We start from the raw sequence: 18232 nt of genomic DNA, 5'->3' as shown, positions 1-18232 counted from the left end.
TCCAAATTATATTTCAGTCTCTCTAACTAACTCGATTTACCAGAGAAGTTACACAAATTTTTTCATTAGCTCTCGAAAGAATCTATCGCAATCTATAATTTTGTATCATCCACTGAATTTAAGTAGTTTTCAATAACACCAATTACTGATTCTACACAACCATCCTCAAATGGTGAAATTAAGCCAGCTTCCTTCACTAGCTTTGTAAATGACATAGAGCCCCCTAAGCCACATAAATGAATATAGTCCTTCCATGCAGCATCAAACTCTTCACGTGAACGTTTCCAGAATTGGAATGCACAAATTTGCGCTAACGTGTAGTCAATATAATAGAATGGACTTGCATAAATATGTGCCTGACGTTGCCAAATGCCACCTGATTCTAAGTAGCTATTCCCGTCATAGTCACGATGTGGTAAATATGTTTCCTCGATTTTCTTCCATGCAGCTTTACGCTCAGCTGGTGTCATTGTAGGGTTTTCATAAATAACATGTTGGAATTCATCAACAGCAACACCGTAAGGAAGAAATAGTAGGCCACTGCTTAAATGCGTAAATTTATATTTCTCTGTATCTTCTTTGAAGAATAATTCCATCCAAGGCCATGTGAAGAACTCCATACTCATAGAATGGATTTCACATGATTCATATGTTGGCCATAAATATTCTGGAATGCCAATATCACGGCTTGAGTATACTTGGAAGGCATGTCCAGCCTCGTGTGTTAACACATCAATATCACCTGATGTACCGTTAAAGTTCGAGAAAATAAATGGCGAATGGTAGTTTTCAATAAACGTACAATAGCCGCCACTTTCTTTTCCTTTTTTCGCTACTAAGTCCATTAAGTCATGGTCAATCATAAAGTTGAAAAATTCACCCGTCTCAGGTGATAGTTCTTCATACATTTTTTTACCGTTCGCCACAATCCAATCCGCATCACCTTTTGGCGTAGCATTTCCTGTTAAGAAGTTTAAAGCTTCATCATAAAACTTTAAGTCTGCTATGCCGATACGCTTCGCTTGGCGCTCAAATAATTTTGTTGCAACTGGAACGATTAAATCACGCACTTGGTCACGGAATTTTTTCACCATTTCCGCATTATAATCAATACGATTCATACGAATATAGCCAAGTTCTACATAATTTTTATAGCCTAATTTTACCGCAATTTCATGGCGTACTTTGACAAGCTCATCATATAATCGATCAAATTCCTCTTCATGCTCAGCAAAGAAGCCAAAGCGAGCTTCTGTAGCCGCTTTACGCATTTCGCGATCTGTTGATTCAGCATAAGGCCCTAGCTGAGCTAATGTTAATGTTTCCCCATTGAATTCAATTTGGGCAGAGGCAACTAGTTTATTATATTCTGAAACTAGCTTGTTCTCCTTCTGCATTAAATCAATAACTTGCGGAGAAAATCCTTTAATTTGATAGGACGCTAAGTCGAATAACTGTTGGCCCCATTTCTCTTCAAGCTGCTCACGGAATGGTGAAACTATTAATGCTTTATAGTATTCTGTTGTAAGCTCTTCAAGTTCTGGGCCTACTTCATCAAAATAATCACGTTCCTCTTGATAAAACGTATCATTCGTATCAATTGATGCGCGAATATATACGAGGTTAGCCATTGTTGCATATTCATTACTCAGTTCATTTAACTTTTCAATTAGCTCGCTTTGCGCCTCAACAGTTTGCGCTTCTTTAAATTGCTCGATTAAAGCTACTTGCTGTTCTTTCATTGCTGCCACGTTTGGACGGCTGTATTTATAATCTTTAAACGTTGTCATAGAAGTACCCTCTTTCTGTCGTTTACTCATTATATTTCTATTATATGACAAATATATTAAAGAAAGAAAGCAAATATACCATTAATGACCTATGATATAGGTTTTTAACAATGCTGCTCTTTCTCGAATCTTTAACTTTGCTTCAACCGATTTTGGTGTTTTTGCAACAACGACATCCGCCTCTAACTGAAGCTTATTCGCTAAATACTTTGCTCTTTGCAAATGGAAATCATTTGAGACGATCGTAATTTGCTTCGTTCCCTCTGGGAGTAATTCCTTTGAGAATAGCAAATTTTCATATGTCGATGTTGACTGTTCTTCCACTAAAATTCGTTCAGGGTCAATCCCCTTCTCTTGTAAATACGAAAGCATCGCAGACGCCTCTGTTCTATCCTCATCCGCCCCCTGACCACCTGATACAATTACTTTCACGTGTGGATACTTATTAAGATAGGTTACAGTCTCTTCCAATCTGTTCTTTAAAGATAGCGATAATACCCCTCCAGGCTTTACCTTCGCCCCAAGTACTATAGCATATTGTGCAGTTCCATCAGCGACTGGCTGCGTCCCTCGTTTCATTTCCTGTCCTAGCCATATGTAGAGGGCACTACCTATACAAACGACAATTGTGATTCCTCCCACCAACCACCTTTTCAAATGCAACACCCCTTTTTTACTTACAACGTCCCCAACATAAAAAGGATGCTTGTACAAAGTTTAGGCTACTGTACAAGCATCTTGAATGGCTATCTTATCGTAAAGCGTTGAATGGATTCCTGTAATGCCGAGATTTCGTCCGTTAAATCATTTGAGGATTCGCTAACTAATTGTATAGCTCTTTGTTGCTCGTCAACAGAAGCTGTTACTTCCTCTGATGCGGCTGCATTTTTCTCACTAATCATAGCGATACTTTCTATAGATTGCATCATCTCATCTTTAGAGCTATTTAAATATGCTACACCTGAAGTCATGTCTCCAATAATCGCTATAATTTTTTCAACAGCCAATTCAATTTCTTTAAATGAAGATTCCATTATTCCCACTGAATTATTTTGCTCTCGAACAATAGCACTTGTTTTTTGCATTTCATCATTTACTAAATTCGTTTCACTTTCAATACCACGTAGTGTTGTACGTACTAAATCAGTGGCAACAGACGTTTGGTCTGCTAGCTTCCTTACTTCCTCCGCTACTATTGCAAATCCTTTGCCATGCTCACCAGCACGAGCAGCTTCAATTGATGCATTTAATGCAAGAAGGTTTGTTTGATCGGAGATTTCATTAATTGTTCCTACAATGCCTTCAATTTCTCTTACCTTAACAATTAAGCTATTGAACACTGTTTGTACACTATTAATAAGCGTAGACGATTCTTGTGATGTGTCCTTCAAACTATTTAAGTTTACAAGCCCCTCTTCATTGGAATGCTTCATAGTTTGAGAAGCATCAAGCATTAATTCATTTTTATCGTGTAGTCCTTCTATTTGCTGCGCAAACGCTATAGCTGTACGATTTGTATCTTCAGCATCTGAAGCTTGCTTAACTGCACCTCTTGAAACCTCATTAATTGCCTTCACGATTTCATCACCGTACGCATTTGTTTCCTCAGCAACGGCTGTTAAATTAGACGAAGTGGATTGAATTTCAGCAATTGATTCTTCCACATTTGTAATTAATGTCTTTAATTGATCTACCATATCATTAAAGCCTGTGTTTAATTGGCCAATCTCATCTGTACGTTGTAGGTGTTCTATTTCTACCGTTAAATTACCTTGCGCCACTTCACGTACACGAGTTGATAACTTTTTAACTGGTAAAGCTAAATGTCTAGAAACAAGTATGACGATAACCGTTCCGATAATTATAGCTCCTAATAGTGTTAGACCAATAACTAATAACAACGAATTGGCTTCCTTATTAAAATCTTGCATATATGTACCTGATGCTATAATCCATCCCCAATGTGGATCTTTTTCTGAGTAGATAATTTTATCAGCTAAAACATCCTGACCTGGCAGTGCAAATTCATATTGTGTAAAGCCCCCACCCTCTAATGCTCGTTCAGTTACATCCCGAATAAAATACTTACCACTACTATCTTGATCATCCCACAAGTTATCCCCTTCACGTGTCGGATGTGTAGTTAGCGTCCCTTTATCGTCTAACACGTATATATACCCATATTCACCTAGATTACCAGGATAATTGATTGGCCGTTTTCCCTCACTATCCTTTGGACCAAGTAGTGCTTCTCGTACTCTTTCTTGCGCAACCTCCAATGGAATATTACCTTTTTCTACACTTTCATTTGCCAGTTCGATTAATTGCAAAGTAGACTCAACACTATTTTGAAGAACTTGTTCACCTAATCCTTCCATCCCATCCTTTGCTTTCCCATAGCTAACTATACCAATGATTAAGCTCGGCACTATTAATAATGCCATTGAAACGATAATTAATTTCCCCTGTATTGAACGTAAAAATTTCATACTTTACACCCCTTTTTACTTCTATCGTTTAATGCATTAATTAATATTATGGAATGGATTTACAGTTTACACAATGGGTATTTCACAATAAATGTGTATATTATTCACCCTTTCGCTTAAATATGCTAATATACACATTTCTTCGCGAACAAAAAAACTATCTTTCTACAGGGATATGATGTGTAGAAAAATAGTTTTTTGATATTCTTTATAATTTAAAAGTATTAATCGCTTCAATTACTTCCTTCGATGTACGTTCCAAAATTTCCACGACATCATTTAATTCTGTAACCATTGCCACTTGAAGATCAGAAGCTGTCGCTACCTCTTTAGTTCCTATAGCACTTTGCTGTGCAATACTTTGCATTTGCTCTATTGTTGCTAATATTTCTTCTGACCCTGCTGACATTTGCTCTATGACTGCAGAATCATCCTGAATTTTATTATTGACGAGCACAACAGATTGTAAAATTTGAGAAAGGCTAGTCCCTATATGTTGTACTGCGATATTACCTGCCTGAACATCTTCCGTACTTCTTGCCATTTCAGAAAGTGCACGCTCTGTAATATCTTTAAAGCTAATTAAATGTTTTTGAATATCATCAGCAGAAGTCTTAGACATTTCAGCCAATTTACGTACCTCGTCTGCTACAACAGCAAAGCCCTTCCCAGCTTCTCCAGCCCTTGCCGCCTCTATAGCTGCATTTAATGCAAGTAAGTTTGTTTGATCCGCAATATTTGTAATAACCTGAACCATATCTTCGATTGATCGGAATCTGTTGCCCATTTCTTCAACATGTCCAGCTGTACGTAGGACGGAAGATTCAACATTTTGTATTTGTGAAACTACCTCATGAGAATGATTCACATTCGATTCGACTAATCCCGTCATCGCGGTAGAAGACTCAGCTATTTCCGAAGTCGAATCTGCTAAACGTTGAATGCCAATCGACATTTCGTTCATCGTTAACACAACTTCATTATTGTTTTGCTGATGCTGTTCACTGCCAGCTGCAATCTCGATAATACTGTCTGCAATCTTTAAATTTGATGCTTCAACTTGCTGTGACGTAGCATCTATTTTCCCAACAACCTCTTGCAATGCAACAGTACGTTGTTGAATTGTTTGGAATGTGTCTTTTAGCTTTATTAGCGATTCCTTGAAGGCTTGTGCAAAAATTGTAATTTCATTTTTATTTTTAAATTGAATTTGTTCCACCGCTGTTGTTGCTTCCTCAATATCACCTTGAGCAAAGCTTTCTGCCGCTTCCCCTAAATAACTTAACGGTTTTAATGAACGATTTACATAACGATACACTATGTACATCAAGATTGCTGTTAAAATTAGCATAATAGCAATAAGGGCTGGTAAAACAGAAGTTAGCACGGCATTTGTTACGCCGCTTACTTGTGTTGCCTCAATATCTACGCCAACAAAGGCAACGATAGTACCTGATGCATCTTTTAACGGCACTGTACCTGATAAATAATCGCCAAAATCACTATGTAATATTGCTGAGTAATAACTGCCTGTAGATATTACTTTTTCAAGATCTTTATAGTATGTAGAAGATGATTCTGAATTAATAACTCCTGCATTTTCTTGGTCATCTATAGGCATTCCATCGACTAAAAATCTTACCTTTTGATCTTCCTGTGGCACGGCAAAAGTGTAAGCATAGAGAACGCCATTTTGTTCACGTAATCCGTTTAGCTCTTCTCTTAGCTCCCAGTATAATTTAGACTCCGATGGGCTTTTAGAAAGCTCAATATAATCGTCAACATTTAACTGTTTAGCAATGTTGCCTGCCATTGCCACTGCCTGTGTGCCCATCGTTTTATTTACAGCTGATTTTGCTGTGTAAATAGTAGTTACTATAAAACCAATTAATAAAGCGACTATTGTCATTAATAACATTAAAATAATCTTATTACTTAACTTATTTGTTTTTGTCATATTATTGGCACTTTCCTTCTTCATTTTACTAGTATACTAATCTTATTATTACTGAATATTTTATTTTTTCAACTATTTTGACTTTTATACTACGATATTATTGCTAACCAAGCAATTAATGCTAGTAATGTAATGAAAAGTGTCGGTATCGTTAGTAAAATACCAATCTTAAAGTACTGCCCCCAGCTTATTTTAATGCCTTTCTGTGCCAATATATGAAGCCATAACAATGTAGCCAAGGAACCAATTGGTGTCATTTTTGGCCCTAAATTCGTACCTATCACATTGGCGTAAATCAGACCTTCTTTGATTGTGCCTGTTGCACTTGTTTCAGCAATTGCTAATGCATCAATCATAACTGTCGGCAAATTATTCATAACTGCAGACAAAATCGCTGCCACAAAGCCCATCGTTAATGTTGCGACAAACAATCCTTGCTGAACAGTCAGCTCTAACAAATCCGCCAATAAACCTGTTAGCCCTACATTTTTCAAACCATAAACTACGACATACATCCCAATTGAGAAAAACACGATGCTCCATGGTGCACCTTTAATAACTCTTTTCGTATCAATGCTTTTACTTCTCCGTGCCAACCATAAAAAGATTATTGCTACACTACATAATATAAATGACACTGGAATAGTAAAATACTCACTTGATAAGAAACCTAGTAATAATATTGCAATAACGTACCAAGAAATATTAAATAGCTTTTGATCTCGAATAGCGACTGACGGATGTACTAACGCTTCCATCGAATATTGCTTTGGAATAACTTTTCTAAAAAATACATATAGCACGAAAATGCTAGCGATTAAAGAAACGATATTAGGCACAATCATATGCACTGCATATTCCATAAAGCCTATATTAAAATAATCTGCTGACACGATATTCGTTAAATTACTGATTACTAGCGGTAATGAAGTTGTATCGGCAATAAAGCCACTTGCTATGATAAACGGAAATACTCTTTGCTCTGTTAAGCTTAACTTTCTTACCATCGCTAAGACGATTGGCGTTAATATTAATGCTGCACCATCGTTTGCAAATAGTGCAGAAACAATCGCACCTAAGCAGGCGATATAAATAAATAGCCGAATCCCACTACCTTTCGCAAGTCGTGCCATATGCAATGCTGCCCATTCAAAAAATCCGATTTCATCTAAGATGAGGGAAATGATAATAATCCCTATAAATGACAATGTTGCATTCCAAACAATATCAGTAACTGCCACGACATCGTTGATTGTAACAACACCTAGCATTAAGGCAAATGCTGCACCTATACACGCTGACCAGCCAATTGACAATTTCCGTGGCTGTACAATGACTAAAAATAACGTCACTAAAAATATAATGATAGCTAAAAAAGTTTGCACAGTTCTCCTCCTTAAATCTGTGACATCCGGTAGAACCTTTAACTTGATTCCACCACGGTCTGTATCCATCATGACTTCAGTAATAGCTCTTTACCCCTAAGTTAAAAAAACCAGTAGCAAAGAATTGCTACTGGTCTGCCTTATAATAAAAATTATTCACCTAAGTCTGCGTTATGGTAAACGTTTTGTACATCATCTAAATCTTCTAATGCATCAATTAATTTTTCGAATTTCGCTACATCATCACCTGTTAATGTAACTTCTGTTTGAGGTAGCATCGTCAGCTCAGCAACAGTAAATTCTTCAACACCTGCTGCTTTCAGTGCTTCTTGTGTAGCAAAGAATTGGTCTGGCTCTGCATAAATAATGACAGCCTCTTCTTCTTCAAGAATATCACGAGCATCGACATCTGCTTCCATTAAAATTTCAAGTACTTCATCCGCAGTCTTGCCCTCTAAACCAATAACGGCTGTTGAATCAAACATATAAGCAACAGAACCACTTACACCCATGTTACCGTTGTTTTTACCAAATGCCGCACGTACATCAGAAGCTGTACGGTTAACATTGTTTGTTAAAGCATCCACGATTAGCATTGTTCCTGCTGGTCCGAAACCTTCGTAGCGTAATTCATCGAAGCTTTCGTCGCCGCCACCCTTCGCTTTTTCAATTGCTTTTTCAATAATATGTTTAGGAACACTGTAAGTTTTAGCACGTTCAAGAACAACTTTAAGAGCGCGATTTGATTCAGGATCTGGTTCGCCTGATTTTGCTGCTACATAAATTTCACGACCGAATTTTGCATTCACGCGACTTGTGCTTTGGTCTTTTGACGCCTTCTTTTCTTTAATATTGTTCCACTTACGACCCATTGTTTCCACTCTCTTTCGAAAATAAAGTTTATAAAATCATAGATGCATAACTGCACATCTGCAAATGGTATTTAAATACTTTTCGTATCTTTACTCTGCAAATAATAACATATTGATGCTCTCAAAGCTAGATATACCAATGTTTATAGTAATGTTTTCAGAACGGTATGCTGTATTAAACATTTTAAATATTTTACTAATTATAACTTATTCTCAAGCTTCATTTTAGCCAATAAAGCTTGACAGCCTTCTAGCACTAAATTATAAGTTTCCTGAAAATCCCCTGTATAGTATGGATCAGGTACATCCATTCGATGGTCCGTTAAATCTAAAAAACGAAATATTTTTGGTGAATCGGGATTACCAAGCATCGTATAAATGTTACGAATATTATTTTCATCCATTCCAATAATGTAATCGAATTGATTAAAATCATGCTTATGTAATTGTCTACTTTGTATTCCATGCGTCGAGATACCATATTCTCGTAACTTATCTTGTGTACCACGATGTGGCGGTTCACCAATATGCCATGAGCTTGTCGCAGCTGAATCTACTTTAATTTTGTCATCCAACTTTGCCTTTTCTATTAAATCTCGCATAACTGCCTCCGCCATTGGAGAGCGACAAATATTCCCTAGGCAAACAAATAGTACGCGTATCATTAAAAACACCTCCCTACGACAAAGCACCCAAAATCAACTTGATTTTGAGTGCTGTCCGTATTATTTTTTATCTGCTGCAATTCGTTTATTTAATTCTTCCGTTAGAGCAATAAGCTCATGTTCAAGATGGTGTGTAAATTCCTCACGACCTTCTTTCCCTTTTCCTGTTACATAAAATGGCTCACCATAAATGAGATAACCTTTTCCACGCTTAAACACATCCCCAGCATTTCGCGCTCCAACATAAGCAGCTGGAACGATTTGTGTTTTAGACAACTGTGCAATCGTTATAGCACCTTGCTTTAAATCAGACCCTTCTGAATTTCGAGTACCTGATGGGAAAATCCCTACAATTTTTCCCTCTTTCAGCAATTGTGATGGAACTTTAATAACACTTGGTCCTGGGTTGTCACGGTCAACTGGAAAGGCGTTTAAATGGTCAATAAGCCAGCCAAGCCCCTTAATATCAAACAATTGTTTTTTCGCCATAAAGTGAATTTCACGAGGCAAGACCGAAACACCTAAGTTTAAAATATCCACATACCCTGTATGTGTACATGCAATAATAAACCCACCATCTGTCGGTAAGTTTTGCTCTTCATATACCCGAGCTTTTGAACCCGATAATTTTAATATTAATTTGACAAGATTTGCCGTAAATTTATACACTGTTTTATTCCTACCTTATTCAATAGTTATTACCATTGTAATCGAAAAGAGTTGTATACTGCAATTGTCCAAGTCAAATCTATTTGATTTATACCCGACCAACTAGGACATCAACATCAATCGTGATTTCATTTACACAAACTTCTGCATGCTGCTCCTTATGCCAGCCCATCGGCGTCATTTCAAGCAGTGCAGGCACAAGCACCGAAGCAAGCGGCACTGTGTAAGTAATACGTTCTACTGTGACATGTGAGAAACTTTCCCGAAAGCGCTCTACAGTTTGTGCATTAGAGTATGTTTCTTTTGCCGAATCAGCATAAAGTTGTGAACGTACTTGTTGCAAATAGCCACTTTGTGGTACCACTTTTACGACACATCCATTTGATGTAAGTAGGCGTTTAAACTCCTCATAATTTGCTGGAGATAAAATATTCAAAATGACATCAAAGCTTGTCTTGGCAAAAGGACTTTTTGCTAAGTCTCCAACACACCAAATTTGCTTTGGATAATGACGAGCAGCTGCAAGAATACCCTCTTTTGCAATATCAATACCAATGCCAATACCTTGTTTTTGCGTCATAATACGGGCTAAATGTGATCCCTCTCCACAGCCTGTATCAAGTACTGTTTTGGCTTCTCCTATTAGCTCTGCTATTTTCTCTTCTAATGGGTCATACAAACCACTATCAATAATCGTTTTACGTGATTCAAAAAGATCTTTACTATATTTTGAAGCTGCACTATGCGTCAGCATATTGACATAACCTTGTTTTGCAATATCAAAGGAATGGTTTGCTGAGCATGTAAGCCTTCCTTGCTCATAGACTTGCATGGATTCCTGACAAATTGGACAAGCAAATAGTCCAATATTTGCATTTATTAATGCCGCGCCTGCAGCACGTTTAGAAAGTGCTCCCATTTAATTCGCCTCCTTTTGGTCTGTAGGTGAGACAATTGCATAACGCTCCCACTTTCGACTTTTCCATCTAAAGTATACGATAATGGCACGCATCCATTCATCTGCTGATATAGCTAACCAAATCCCAACTAGTCCCCAATCTAATACAAATACAAACAAATAGCCAAGTGGCAAACTCATACAGACCATCGATAAAAATCCAATTTTCACAGGAAATCTTGCGTCGCCTGAAGCACGTAATGAATTAATAACAACGATATTCATCGTACGACCTGTTTCCAATAAAATACTCAATGCTAATACAGACCCACCAATCGCGATGATCTCTGGATTATCTGTAAATATGCTCATTAACGGTTTGCGGAAAATTGTCACTACACTCACCATTAGTATTGTGAAAATAAAAGCTGAACGCACGCTTATCCATAACTGTTGATACGCCGCGTCTTTTTTGCCAGCCCCTACATAGCGACCTATAATAATAGCTGTCCCTGTACCGATTGCAACCGCAAACAAGTATGTAAACATCGAAATATTCATTGCATATTGTCTTGCTGCAAGTGTTTCAGATCCTATATACGTTGCATAGTAGAGGAAGACAATTTGGCAAAATTGATAAAGTACTTGTTCAAATGCAGAGGGTAATCCGATATTTAAAATTTTTCGTACATACTCTTTTGAAAAAGTAAAAAAGTATTCGATTTTCACACGTATCTCCATTACCTGATACAACAGCCATGAAAAAACAATAACTGCAAGTCCACGACTAATAATTGAGGAAATAGCAGCTCCTTTCACACCCAATTCTGGCATTCCAAAATTACCAAAAATCAATCCGTAATTTAACACGACGTGAATAACATTCATACCGAGTGATACGTACATTGTTTGCTTCGTCCAACCATGGACACGAATAATAGCTGCTAACGCATTAATAATCGCTTGCAAGAAAATAAAACTACCAATAATGACTAAATAGCTTTGGGCATATTGTAAAACATCACCCTTTAAATTCATCATCGTCATTAAATGGCTTGAGCCTAAGAAAAACAGAGCACTCATAATAAACCCTAGAATTAAGTTCAACGTAATAGCTAACGCTGAAATTTTTGTAGCCTCTAAAAATCGCTTTGAACCTAAATATTGCGAGACAACTATCGCAGCACCATTTCCTACTACTTCAAGTATTAAAATCGCAATATGAATGTATTGATTTGCTGCACCGACACCAGATACAGCGTTATCCGATAAGGCACTTAACATAAATGTATCGGCTAATCCCATTAACATAAATAAAAAAACTTCTAAAAAAATCGGCCATGTTAAATGAAATAAACTAAACTGGTCCGCCGAATGTTTCTCTCTCATAGCTTGTCCCAACAACTTCACTTCTCTCTATACTTTACATAAAAATCTATTGTATCTTATCACAGATTTGCCACTGTAAAGGATAGCTAATAAAAAAATATTTTGAATTGCTTATAAAAAAATCCCTCTCACTGAATTACTGTGAAAGGGTGGGCTATTAGCATAAGCAATTTTCTTGTAATTGCTGGCGTTTTTCTGTTGTTAAACCAAACTCTTTCTCTAAAAATACTGTTTTCGAACCATAACGACTATCAATAGCATCGAATGCAGCCTGTAAATAATCCTCACGTGCAGACATTAATGCGTGGAACTGTTGTAATTCATGGTCATTAAAAGTATTTTGAATTGCCTGTGCCATTCGTTCTACCATGGGACGTAAATATATATTAGTATCTAAATAATCTTGCATAATAGTTGCTTCAGGGACATCTAATGCGAGCAAAATGAGGGCACCGCCAATTCCTGTTCGATCTTTTCCTACGGCACAGTGATGGACGAGGCCTAAATTATCTGGATTTTGAATTGTGGACATTAATTTTTTAAATGAAGCATTGTTAAATGGCATTTGTGCGTAAAAATCGCGGAACATCTCTGGGCTAACAACTTTATAAAAATTATGGCCACCAGTATTTGTCGGCATCTCAAACGCGTGATTGCCCTTTGCAGGTATATGAATATACTGTGCGCCCTTAAACGAGGGGTTAGGATTATTCAGTGCCTCGTGTTGATCGCGGTAATCAAAAATTGTTTTTACTCCTAATGCTTCAAAGCGCTCCTTATCCGCTGGGGTCATCTTACCTAGTGCAGCTGAGCGATAGAGCAATCCATTTTTAACTACTCTACCATCTCGGGTCTTATAGCCACCCATATCTCGGAAATTCAAGACTGCCTCAAACGGAATAACCTTCATGTCAAACTGTGTCATCCACTACGCCTCCCTTATTTAAGCAATCATCAATCTATACTTCTATTTTATAGAACAAATGAAGATAATACCAATTATCCAATGCCTTTTTGAAGAGATTGAGAGCGAATCGCTGGTAAACATGGAGATAACGCCGATTGATGCTCCTAAATCGCCGATATACTTGGGAATAGCGCCGATAGACGCTCCTAAATCGCCGATATACTTGGGAATAGCGCCGATAGACGCTCCTGAATCGCCGATATACTTGGGAATAGCGCCGATAGGCACTTGTGAAGCCCGTGCGCCCGAGGAAAACAGTAGTGGAAAATACCGTTCACTACAAAAAAGTGTTAGATTGATTGTCATCAATCTAACACTTAATCTCTTTTGCCCAAGGGCTATTATTCTTTATCCTTATTTAAATAACTCAGGATATACTGATTTTGCTACCATCTCTACAGCTTCACCGATACGTGGACCTGGGCGATTTGAAATATCAGTATCAATATAATTTACCGCTTTATCTTGAATAGCAGTGATTGTATTCCATCCATCACGCCCAAGAATTTCACCTACTGCATCTTCTACATAGTTTACTGTTGTTAAAATAACTTGAGGATTTTTTGCAATAACATCCTCCTCAGAAACTTTTACCCATCCTGTTTGATCACCAAATACATTGTTCACATTCGCTGCATCAAGAATTTCTTGTTGGAAAGTACCAGCTGCTGTTGTATAAATATCTGGCTTAGGGCTAATTTCTAAGTAGACATTTTTCGGTGTTTCTACAGTTTTGACTTTTGCTTGTACATCTGCAATTTTCGCTTTAATACTTTCGTTTAACTGCTCACCTTTATCTTTAACACCCATCACTTCAGCAATTTGTTGAATATCTCCATATACATCGTCAAATGAAGCTGCTGATTTAATAGCGAATACTTTTACGCCTGCATCTTCAAGACCTTTTAGCGCATCAAGTGTTTCGGCATTGCCTGTTGAATAAGCAATTACGACATCTGGCTTTAAAGCCACAATTCGCTCAGTGTTAAATGTCACAGAGTCTGAAACACGTTCAATATCTTTTGCTTCTTCTGGGTACGTATCATATTCAGTTGCCCCAATAACTTTATCTCCAACACCTAGTGCAAATAAGATTTCTGTATTACTTGGTTGTAGTGACACAATCGTTTTTGGTACTGCATCAAATGCTACTTCGACATCGCGATCATCTGTCACTTTATAACCTGTTTGCTCAGCTTGTTGTCCTTCTTTAGATGATGTATCGTCCTTTTTGGCTTCATCTGCTGTACCGCAGCCTGCCAATACAAGTGCTAACATTAATATTGTAATCCATTGGAAATTAATTAGTTTCTTCACTTTACACATTCTCCTTCTTCTTCTTCATAGGGTATGATTTGCTTATAAACGGTATTTCAGCAATACCAGCTTGCTGATTCATGTATACAGCCATTACAAAAAATACATTCGCTAATAATCCTAAGTAATCGAAAAGAATTGCTGGTACTTCTCTTTCCTCAGAAACTTTATGTAGAACACGGTATGATTTTTTTGCCTCACTACGACATAGATGAAGCGCTGTTGCAGCCCCCGTACCTTGCGGTAATACAAAGTTCTGTATTTCTTCCTTTACATGCCCCACATAAAAATCATAGCGATCACTAAGCCATACTAAATCTTCTTCCATTACTGCTAATTTGCCACGTACTGAGCCATTTACATGGTAGGCCATTGGCAAAATCGTCAATAAATCTGTCGCTACTACCTCAACTGCTTCTGCTTTTACAGCCGTTAATGCTACACCGACATGAGTTGTTAAACTATCCGTACGAATCTCAAAATCTACAGTAGATATTTTTTCACGCATGAATGGGTAGCAAGAATAACGAGCATCTTTTTTCATAACTAGTCCCTTCTTTCTTTCATGAACAGATTTTGCTTTATAGGTGCATAAAAAAACGCCGCTCCCTAGGAACGACGAAAATAGCATATATAGTGCCGCCTCACGCGACATCGCTTATGTATTTGCCGTATATCCTCCTAGCTTCCGAAGAGTTTTTATACATTAAATAAAGGTCGGTCTCCTGGCTCGTACAGTTCGCTACCTCTAATCAGTCGCGATATCATAAAACCTTCCCATCTTAGGACTTCCCCTTTTCGACAGTGGCATTTTTTATGATTCTTGTACTTACAGTTGCGGAAACAGCTTCGGTTTTACACCGAATTCCCGATTATGCTAAAGTTAGCACCATTATTCTGCAAGAATTATTCACTTGATTAGCAGTTTATCATATATTGATTTGAAAAAATAGTTGTGAGATTGTGGAATATTCGAAAATATATATACAAAACTTAGCACTATTTCTACATAGTGATTAGCTATTCGTTATTCCAGCTTAAAAATTCTGATTTAAATAGCTAGCTATAAAATTTTTTCAATAGCTTGCTCAATATCTAATTGTGAATCTGTTGGTTCAAAGCGCTCAACTGTATGCCCTTGATTATCTACTAAAAATTTCGTAAAGTTCCAACGAATGTTACGTCCATCTAAAAAGCTAGGTGCAATTTGAATAATAGCCTCAGCTAACATCTTTTCCTGCATATTCGCCTTTCCGAATTCACGAAAATCTACTTCGTGCTTTAAATAATTGAATAACGGATGTGTCTCTTCTCCATTAACCTGAACTAGTTCAAAAATCGGGAAAGTTACTCCGTAGTTAAGTTGACAAAGTTGAGTTGTCTCAACTCCATCTTCTGGGTTCTGCTGTCCAAACTGATTACATGGGAAACCTAAAACAACGAAATTTTCCTTGTCATATTTATTATACATTTTTTGTAAATCTTCAAATTGATATGTAAAATCACATTGGTTGGCTGTGTTGACGATTAACATTGTCTTTCCACGATATGTCTCCATTGATAAAATTTCACCATTTGGCTTTTTCACTAAATAATTATAAATCCCCATTTTCTCGACCCGACCCTTTCTTATTTACAAAAAATTATACTGTTACTATGCTATATACAGTTGCAGATTTACGTGTTTCCTCTATAGATAGTTTCTGGCTCTCACTTATACCAAAGCTTACGTCAGTATATAAGACCTATCAAAAACTGAATCCATCCTCCTGTTTTCATTATAATCAATAACTTTTCTTTCTTCAAAATAACACACTTGGGCATAAAAATAGCCATCTCGCTATTTAACGGATGGCGGTTTTATATTTCTTTTTGTATTTCATATCTTGCTCTTCATCTATTAATCTCTTTGCAATATCTAATAAATTATGATCGTTCGTAGCATCAAACAACTTCTTAAAGGATACAATAATATCATATCGAATACGCGATGGTTGCTTTTCGTCGATACATGTTTGGAACCTTTTTGCTAAATACGAAACAATTAAATCTCTTTGAACTTGTCCAGCAAGCCCAATTTGCCAAATTGCTTGCAGGGCATGCCGTGCTGTTACTGTTTTTTCATCATACGTGACTGCCCAAATTTTTAAAAAATCATCTAAAACACGTTCTTCCGGGTCACTTTTTGCTGCTAATGCACATAAAAACTGTGCTGCCCGTGCACGAGCATGTCCATCTGTATATGTAAGGGCTTTAATAAGTTGTTCCCACACTGCATATGTCCAATCTACTGGTTCTTGCATGATTTTTATTAATTTTCTATACGACTCGTATTCAATCTCACGGTCACGCTCTGCTAAATTACTAAAAAGTTGCAAAATCTCTTTTTCCATGATTTATCCCTACCTTCATTCTTTCAGAACGTTTTCAAATTTAAAATTTTTTTGTTACACTGTACTTAAAATTTAATGATAAAAAGGAGAGCTTATGAATAGATTTATAACTCGAAAGTTGATTATACGAACGCTAGCGATTATTTGCCTACTTGTAGCCGCATATTTTATCATACCTGTCTCCGTGCCAATTATTTTAGCAGGTGTTACAGCTTTTTTATTAGAACCCATTGTTATGTTCTTTAAACGAAAATGGAAAATGTCTCGAAAAATAGCTGTAGCTTTTATATACATAGTAAGCGTTATTTTTATTTCTATTATTTGTTACTTTACTATTACACAACTAATGTCGCAAATTATTTCCATTTCAAAGCAAGCACCTTACTATATTTCTAAATTATCCGAGATGTGGGGTCATATGCAAGAGAATATTTCAAAATATACAGAAGACTTTCCAACTGAAGTGAGTGCTTCACTTCAAAAAACGACAACCGACTTCATTGAGAAGGTTGAAGAATCTTTTTTAAACTTCTTTAATTATACCAAAGTTACGACCTTCTTTTCACAAATTCCAAGCCTCTTTATTAGTCTTCTCGTTTATATGATTGCCCTATTTTTATTTATGCTAGATTTACCAAAGTTAAAACAGATAACTTATAAATATTTAAAGCCATCAACTGAAGAGAAATTGAAAATTATTACTAATCGCTTAAAGGATGCATTTTTCGGTTTTATGAAAGCCCAAATTCTTGTTAGCTTTATTATAGCTGGTGTGACTCTTGTTGGTTTACTACTTATTCAACCGAAATATGTACTAGTCATGACCATTATTATTTGGATTATAGATGTTATCCCTTTCCTTGGCTCAATTATTATTTTAGCACCTTGGGGAATTTATCACCTCCTAATGGGTAATACAGCGATTGCCATAAAGCTCTTTGTTCTTGCAGCAATCTTATTAATTATTCGCCGCACTGTCGAGCCTAAAGTAATGGGTGCTCACATCGGCTTACCCCCTTTGCCAACATTAATCGCGATGTTTGTCGGTTTGCAATTGTTTGGCGTCATTGGCTTACTCTTAGGGCCATTCATTATCATTCTCTTTTTCACCTTAAAAGAAACTGGTGTTATCAAATTCAATTTTAAAATTTAATAGAATGAAAATGCTTTTATTGCGCCTCAAAAGTCTAAAAGACACTCTCGATTTAAACAGAGAGTGCCTTACATTATCTTCTATTTACTGCAATTAAAATTTATGAATTAATTAACGCCATTGTTTAAGATGCGTTCGATTATTCCGCTACCTGCCTTGGGATGCAAACAGCGAGCGCTAGCTACTCTTATTTTTTTACTAAATAAAAATAGCACCCATTATCTAGTGATGATAATGGATGCTATTTAATAATATATTTAACTTTTTTGCTATTATAATCGTCTAATT

The 18232-nt window shown here is 36.7% G+C and carries 17 protein-coding genes and 1 riboswitch; of the genes, 1 reads left to right on the top strand and 16 read right to left on the bottom strand.

The window, feature by feature from the left end; translation table 11 throughout:
- Positions 1-92 precede the first annotated feature (92 nt).
- From ACIQ1H_RS18485 to ACIQ1H_RS18410, 16 genes are all read right to left on the bottom strand, one after another.
- Positions 93-1790, bottom strand: a complete 1698-nt coding sequence (locus ACIQ1H_RS18485; protein WP_402890820.1) for a M3 family oligoendopeptidase — start codon at positions 1788-1790, stop codon at positions 93-95.
- 81 nt (positions 1791-1871) lie between these two features.
- Positions 1872-2456, bottom strand: coding sequence for a YdcF family protein (locus tag ACIQ1H_RS18480; RefSeq protein ID WP_483869773.1), 585 nt, complete (start codon positions 2454-2456; stop codon positions 1872-1874).
- Positions 2457-2536: 80 nt separating this feature from the next.
- Positions 2537-4279, bottom strand: a complete 1743-nt coding sequence (locus ACIQ1H_RS18475) for a methyl-accepting chemotaxis protein (protein ID WP_337980284.1) — start codon at positions 4277-4279, stop codon at positions 2537-2539.
- A gap of 208 nt (positions 4280-4487) precedes the next feature.
- On the bottom strand, positions 4488-6236 hold the full coding sequence (locus ACIQ1H_RS18470) for a methyl-accepting chemotaxis protein (protein ID WP_402890814.1): 1749 nt from the start codon (positions 6234-6236) through the stop codon (positions 4488-4490).
- 89 nt (positions 6237-6325) lie between these two features.
- Positions 6326-7621, bottom strand: a complete 1296-nt coding sequence (locus ACIQ1H_RS18465; protein ID WP_402890812.1) for an arsenic transporter — start codon at positions 7619-7621, stop codon at positions 6326-6328.
- A gap of 152 nt (positions 7622-7773) precedes the next feature.
- Positions 7774-8493, bottom strand: coding sequence for a YebC/PmpR family DNA-binding transcriptional regulator (locus ACIQ1H_RS18460; RefSeq protein ID WP_173479348.1), 720 nt, complete (start codon positions 8491-8493; stop codon positions 7774-7776).
- Positions 8494-8693: 200 nt separating this feature from the next.
- Complete coding sequence (locus ACIQ1H_RS18455) at positions 8694-9158, bottom strand: low molecular weight protein-tyrosine-phosphatase (RefSeq protein ID WP_402890808.1); 465 nt, start codon at positions 9156-9158, stop codon at positions 8694-8696.
- A gap of 60 nt (positions 9159-9218) precedes the next feature.
- Positions 9219-9827, bottom strand: coding sequence for a lysophospholipid acyltransferase family protein (locus ACIQ1H_RS18450; protein WP_402890806.1), 609 nt, complete (start codon positions 9825-9827; stop codon positions 9219-9221).
- A gap of 88 nt (positions 9828-9915) precedes the next feature.
- Positions 9916-10746, bottom strand: coding sequence for a putative RNA methyltransferase (locus ACIQ1H_RS18445; protein WP_402890803.1), 831 nt, complete (start codon positions 10744-10746; stop codon positions 9916-9918).
- The gene (locus ACIQ1H_RS18440; protein WP_402890801.1) at positions 10747-12114 is read right to left on the bottom strand and encodes an MATE family efflux transporter; all 1368 of its coding nucleotides are present in this window, start codon (positions 12112-12114) and stop codon (positions 10747-10749) included.
- Between the two features lie 157 nt (positions 12115-12271).
- On the bottom strand, positions 12272-13039 hold the full coding sequence (locus ACIQ1H_RS18435; protein ID WP_402890798.1) for a tyrosine-protein phosphatase: 768 nt from the start codon (positions 13037-13039) through the stop codon (positions 12272-12274).
- 42 nt (positions 13040-13081) lie between these two features.
- The gene (locus ACIQ1H_RS18430; protein ID WP_402890796.1) at positions 13082-13387 is read right to left on the bottom strand and encodes a hypothetical protein; all 306 of its coding nucleotides are present in this window, start codon (positions 13385-13387) and stop codon (positions 13082-13084) included.
- 48 nt (positions 13388-13435) lie between these two features.
- A complete protein-coding gene (locus ACIQ1H_RS18425; protein WP_402890794.1) occupies positions 13436-14398 on the bottom strand; it encodes an ABC transporter substrate-binding protein in 963 nt (320 codons plus the stop codon).
- A 1-nt stretch (position 14399) separates the two neighbouring features.
- Positions 14400-14942, bottom strand: a complete 543-nt coding sequence (locus tag ACIQ1H_RS18420; RefSeq protein ID WP_402890792.1) for a hypothetical protein — start codon at positions 14940-14942, stop codon at positions 14400-14402.
- A gap of 154 nt (positions 14943-15096) precedes the next feature.
- Positions 15097-15307, bottom strand: a riboswitch (cobalamin riboswitch).
- A 154-nt stretch (positions 15308-15461) separates the two neighbouring features.
- Positions 15462-16007, bottom strand: coding sequence for a glutathione peroxidase (locus tag ACIQ1H_RS18415; protein ID WP_402890789.1), 546 nt, complete (start codon positions 16005-16007; stop codon positions 15462-15464).
- A gap of 235 nt (positions 16008-16242) precedes the next feature.
- Complete coding sequence (locus ACIQ1H_RS18410) at positions 16243-16791, bottom strand: hypothetical protein (protein ID WP_337980280.1); 549 nt, start codon at positions 16789-16791, stop codon at positions 16243-16245.
- Positions 16792-16885: 94 nt separating this feature from the next.
- Between ACIQ1H_RS18410 and ytvI the strand changes: the two genes are divergently transcribed.
- Positions 16886-17944, top strand: coding sequence for a sporulation integral membrane protein YtvI (gene ytvI, locus ACIQ1H_RS18405; protein WP_402890785.1), 1059 nt, complete (start codon positions 16886-16888; stop codon positions 17942-17944).
- Positions 17945-18232 lie beyond the last annotated feature (288 nt).

The organism is Lysinibacillus sp. NPDC097279, from assembly GCF_044761745.1.
Taxonomy (GTDB): domain Bacteria; phylum Bacillota; class Bacilli; order Bacillales_A; family Planococcaceae; genus Lysinibacillus.
This window is presented reverse-complemented; position numbering and strand designations above follow the sequence as displayed.

Excerpts from the sequence above, each read along its gene's own strand:
- ACIQ1H_RS18485 (WP_402890820.1), bottom strand. The coding sequence starts at position 1,790 with ATGACAACGTTTAAAGATTATAAATACAGCCGTCCAAACGTGGCAGCA.
- ACIQ1H_RS18475 (WP_337980284.1), bottom strand. The coding sequence starts at position 4,279 with ATGAAATTTTTACGTTCAATACAGGGGAAATTAATTATCGTTTCAATG.
- ACIQ1H_RS18470 (WP_402890814.1), bottom strand. The coding sequence starts at position 6,236 with ATGACAAAAACAAATAAGTTAAGTAATAAGATTATTTTAATGTTATTA.
- ACIQ1H_RS18460 (WP_173479348.1), bottom strand. The coding sequence starts at position 8,493 with ATGGGTCGTAAGTGGAACAATATTAAAGAAAAGAAGGCGTCAAAAGAC.
- ACIQ1H_RS18455 (WP_402890808.1), bottom strand. The coding sequence starts at position 9,158 with ATGATACGCGTACTATTTGTTTGCCTAGGGAATATTTGTCGCTCTCCA.
- ACIQ1H_RS18445 (WP_402890803.1), bottom strand. The coding sequence starts at position 10,746 with ATGGGAGCACTTTCTAAACGTGCTGCAGGCGCGGCATTAATAAATGCA.
- ACIQ1H_RS18440 (WP_402890801.1), bottom strand. The coding sequence starts at position 12,114 with ATGAGAGAGAAACATTCGGCGGACCAGTTTAGTTTATTTCATTTAACA.
- ACIQ1H_RS18435 (WP_402890798.1), bottom strand. The coding sequence starts at position 13,039 with ATGACACAGTTTGACATGAAGGTTATTCCGTTTGAGGCAGTCTTGAAT.
- ACIQ1H_RS18430 (WP_402890796.1), bottom strand. The coding sequence starts at position 13,387 with ATGACAATCAATCTAACACTTTTTTGTAGTGAACGGTATTTTCCACTA.
- ACIQ1H_RS18420 (WP_402890792.1), bottom strand. The coding sequence starts at position 14,942 with ATGAAAAAAGATGCTCGTTATTCTTGCTACCCATTCATGCGTGAAAAA.
- ACIQ1H_RS18415 (WP_402890789.1), bottom strand. The coding sequence starts at position 16,007 with ATGGGGATTTATAATTATTTAGTGAAAAAGCCAAATGGTGAAATTTTA.
- ACIQ1H_RS18410 (WP_337980280.1), bottom strand. The coding sequence starts at position 16,791 with ATGGAAAAAGAGATTTTGCAACTTTTTAGTAATTTAGCAGAGCGTGAC.
- ytvI (WP_402890785.1), top strand. The coding sequence starts at position 16,886 with ATGAATAGATTTATAACTCGAAAGTTGATTATACGAACGCTAGCGATT.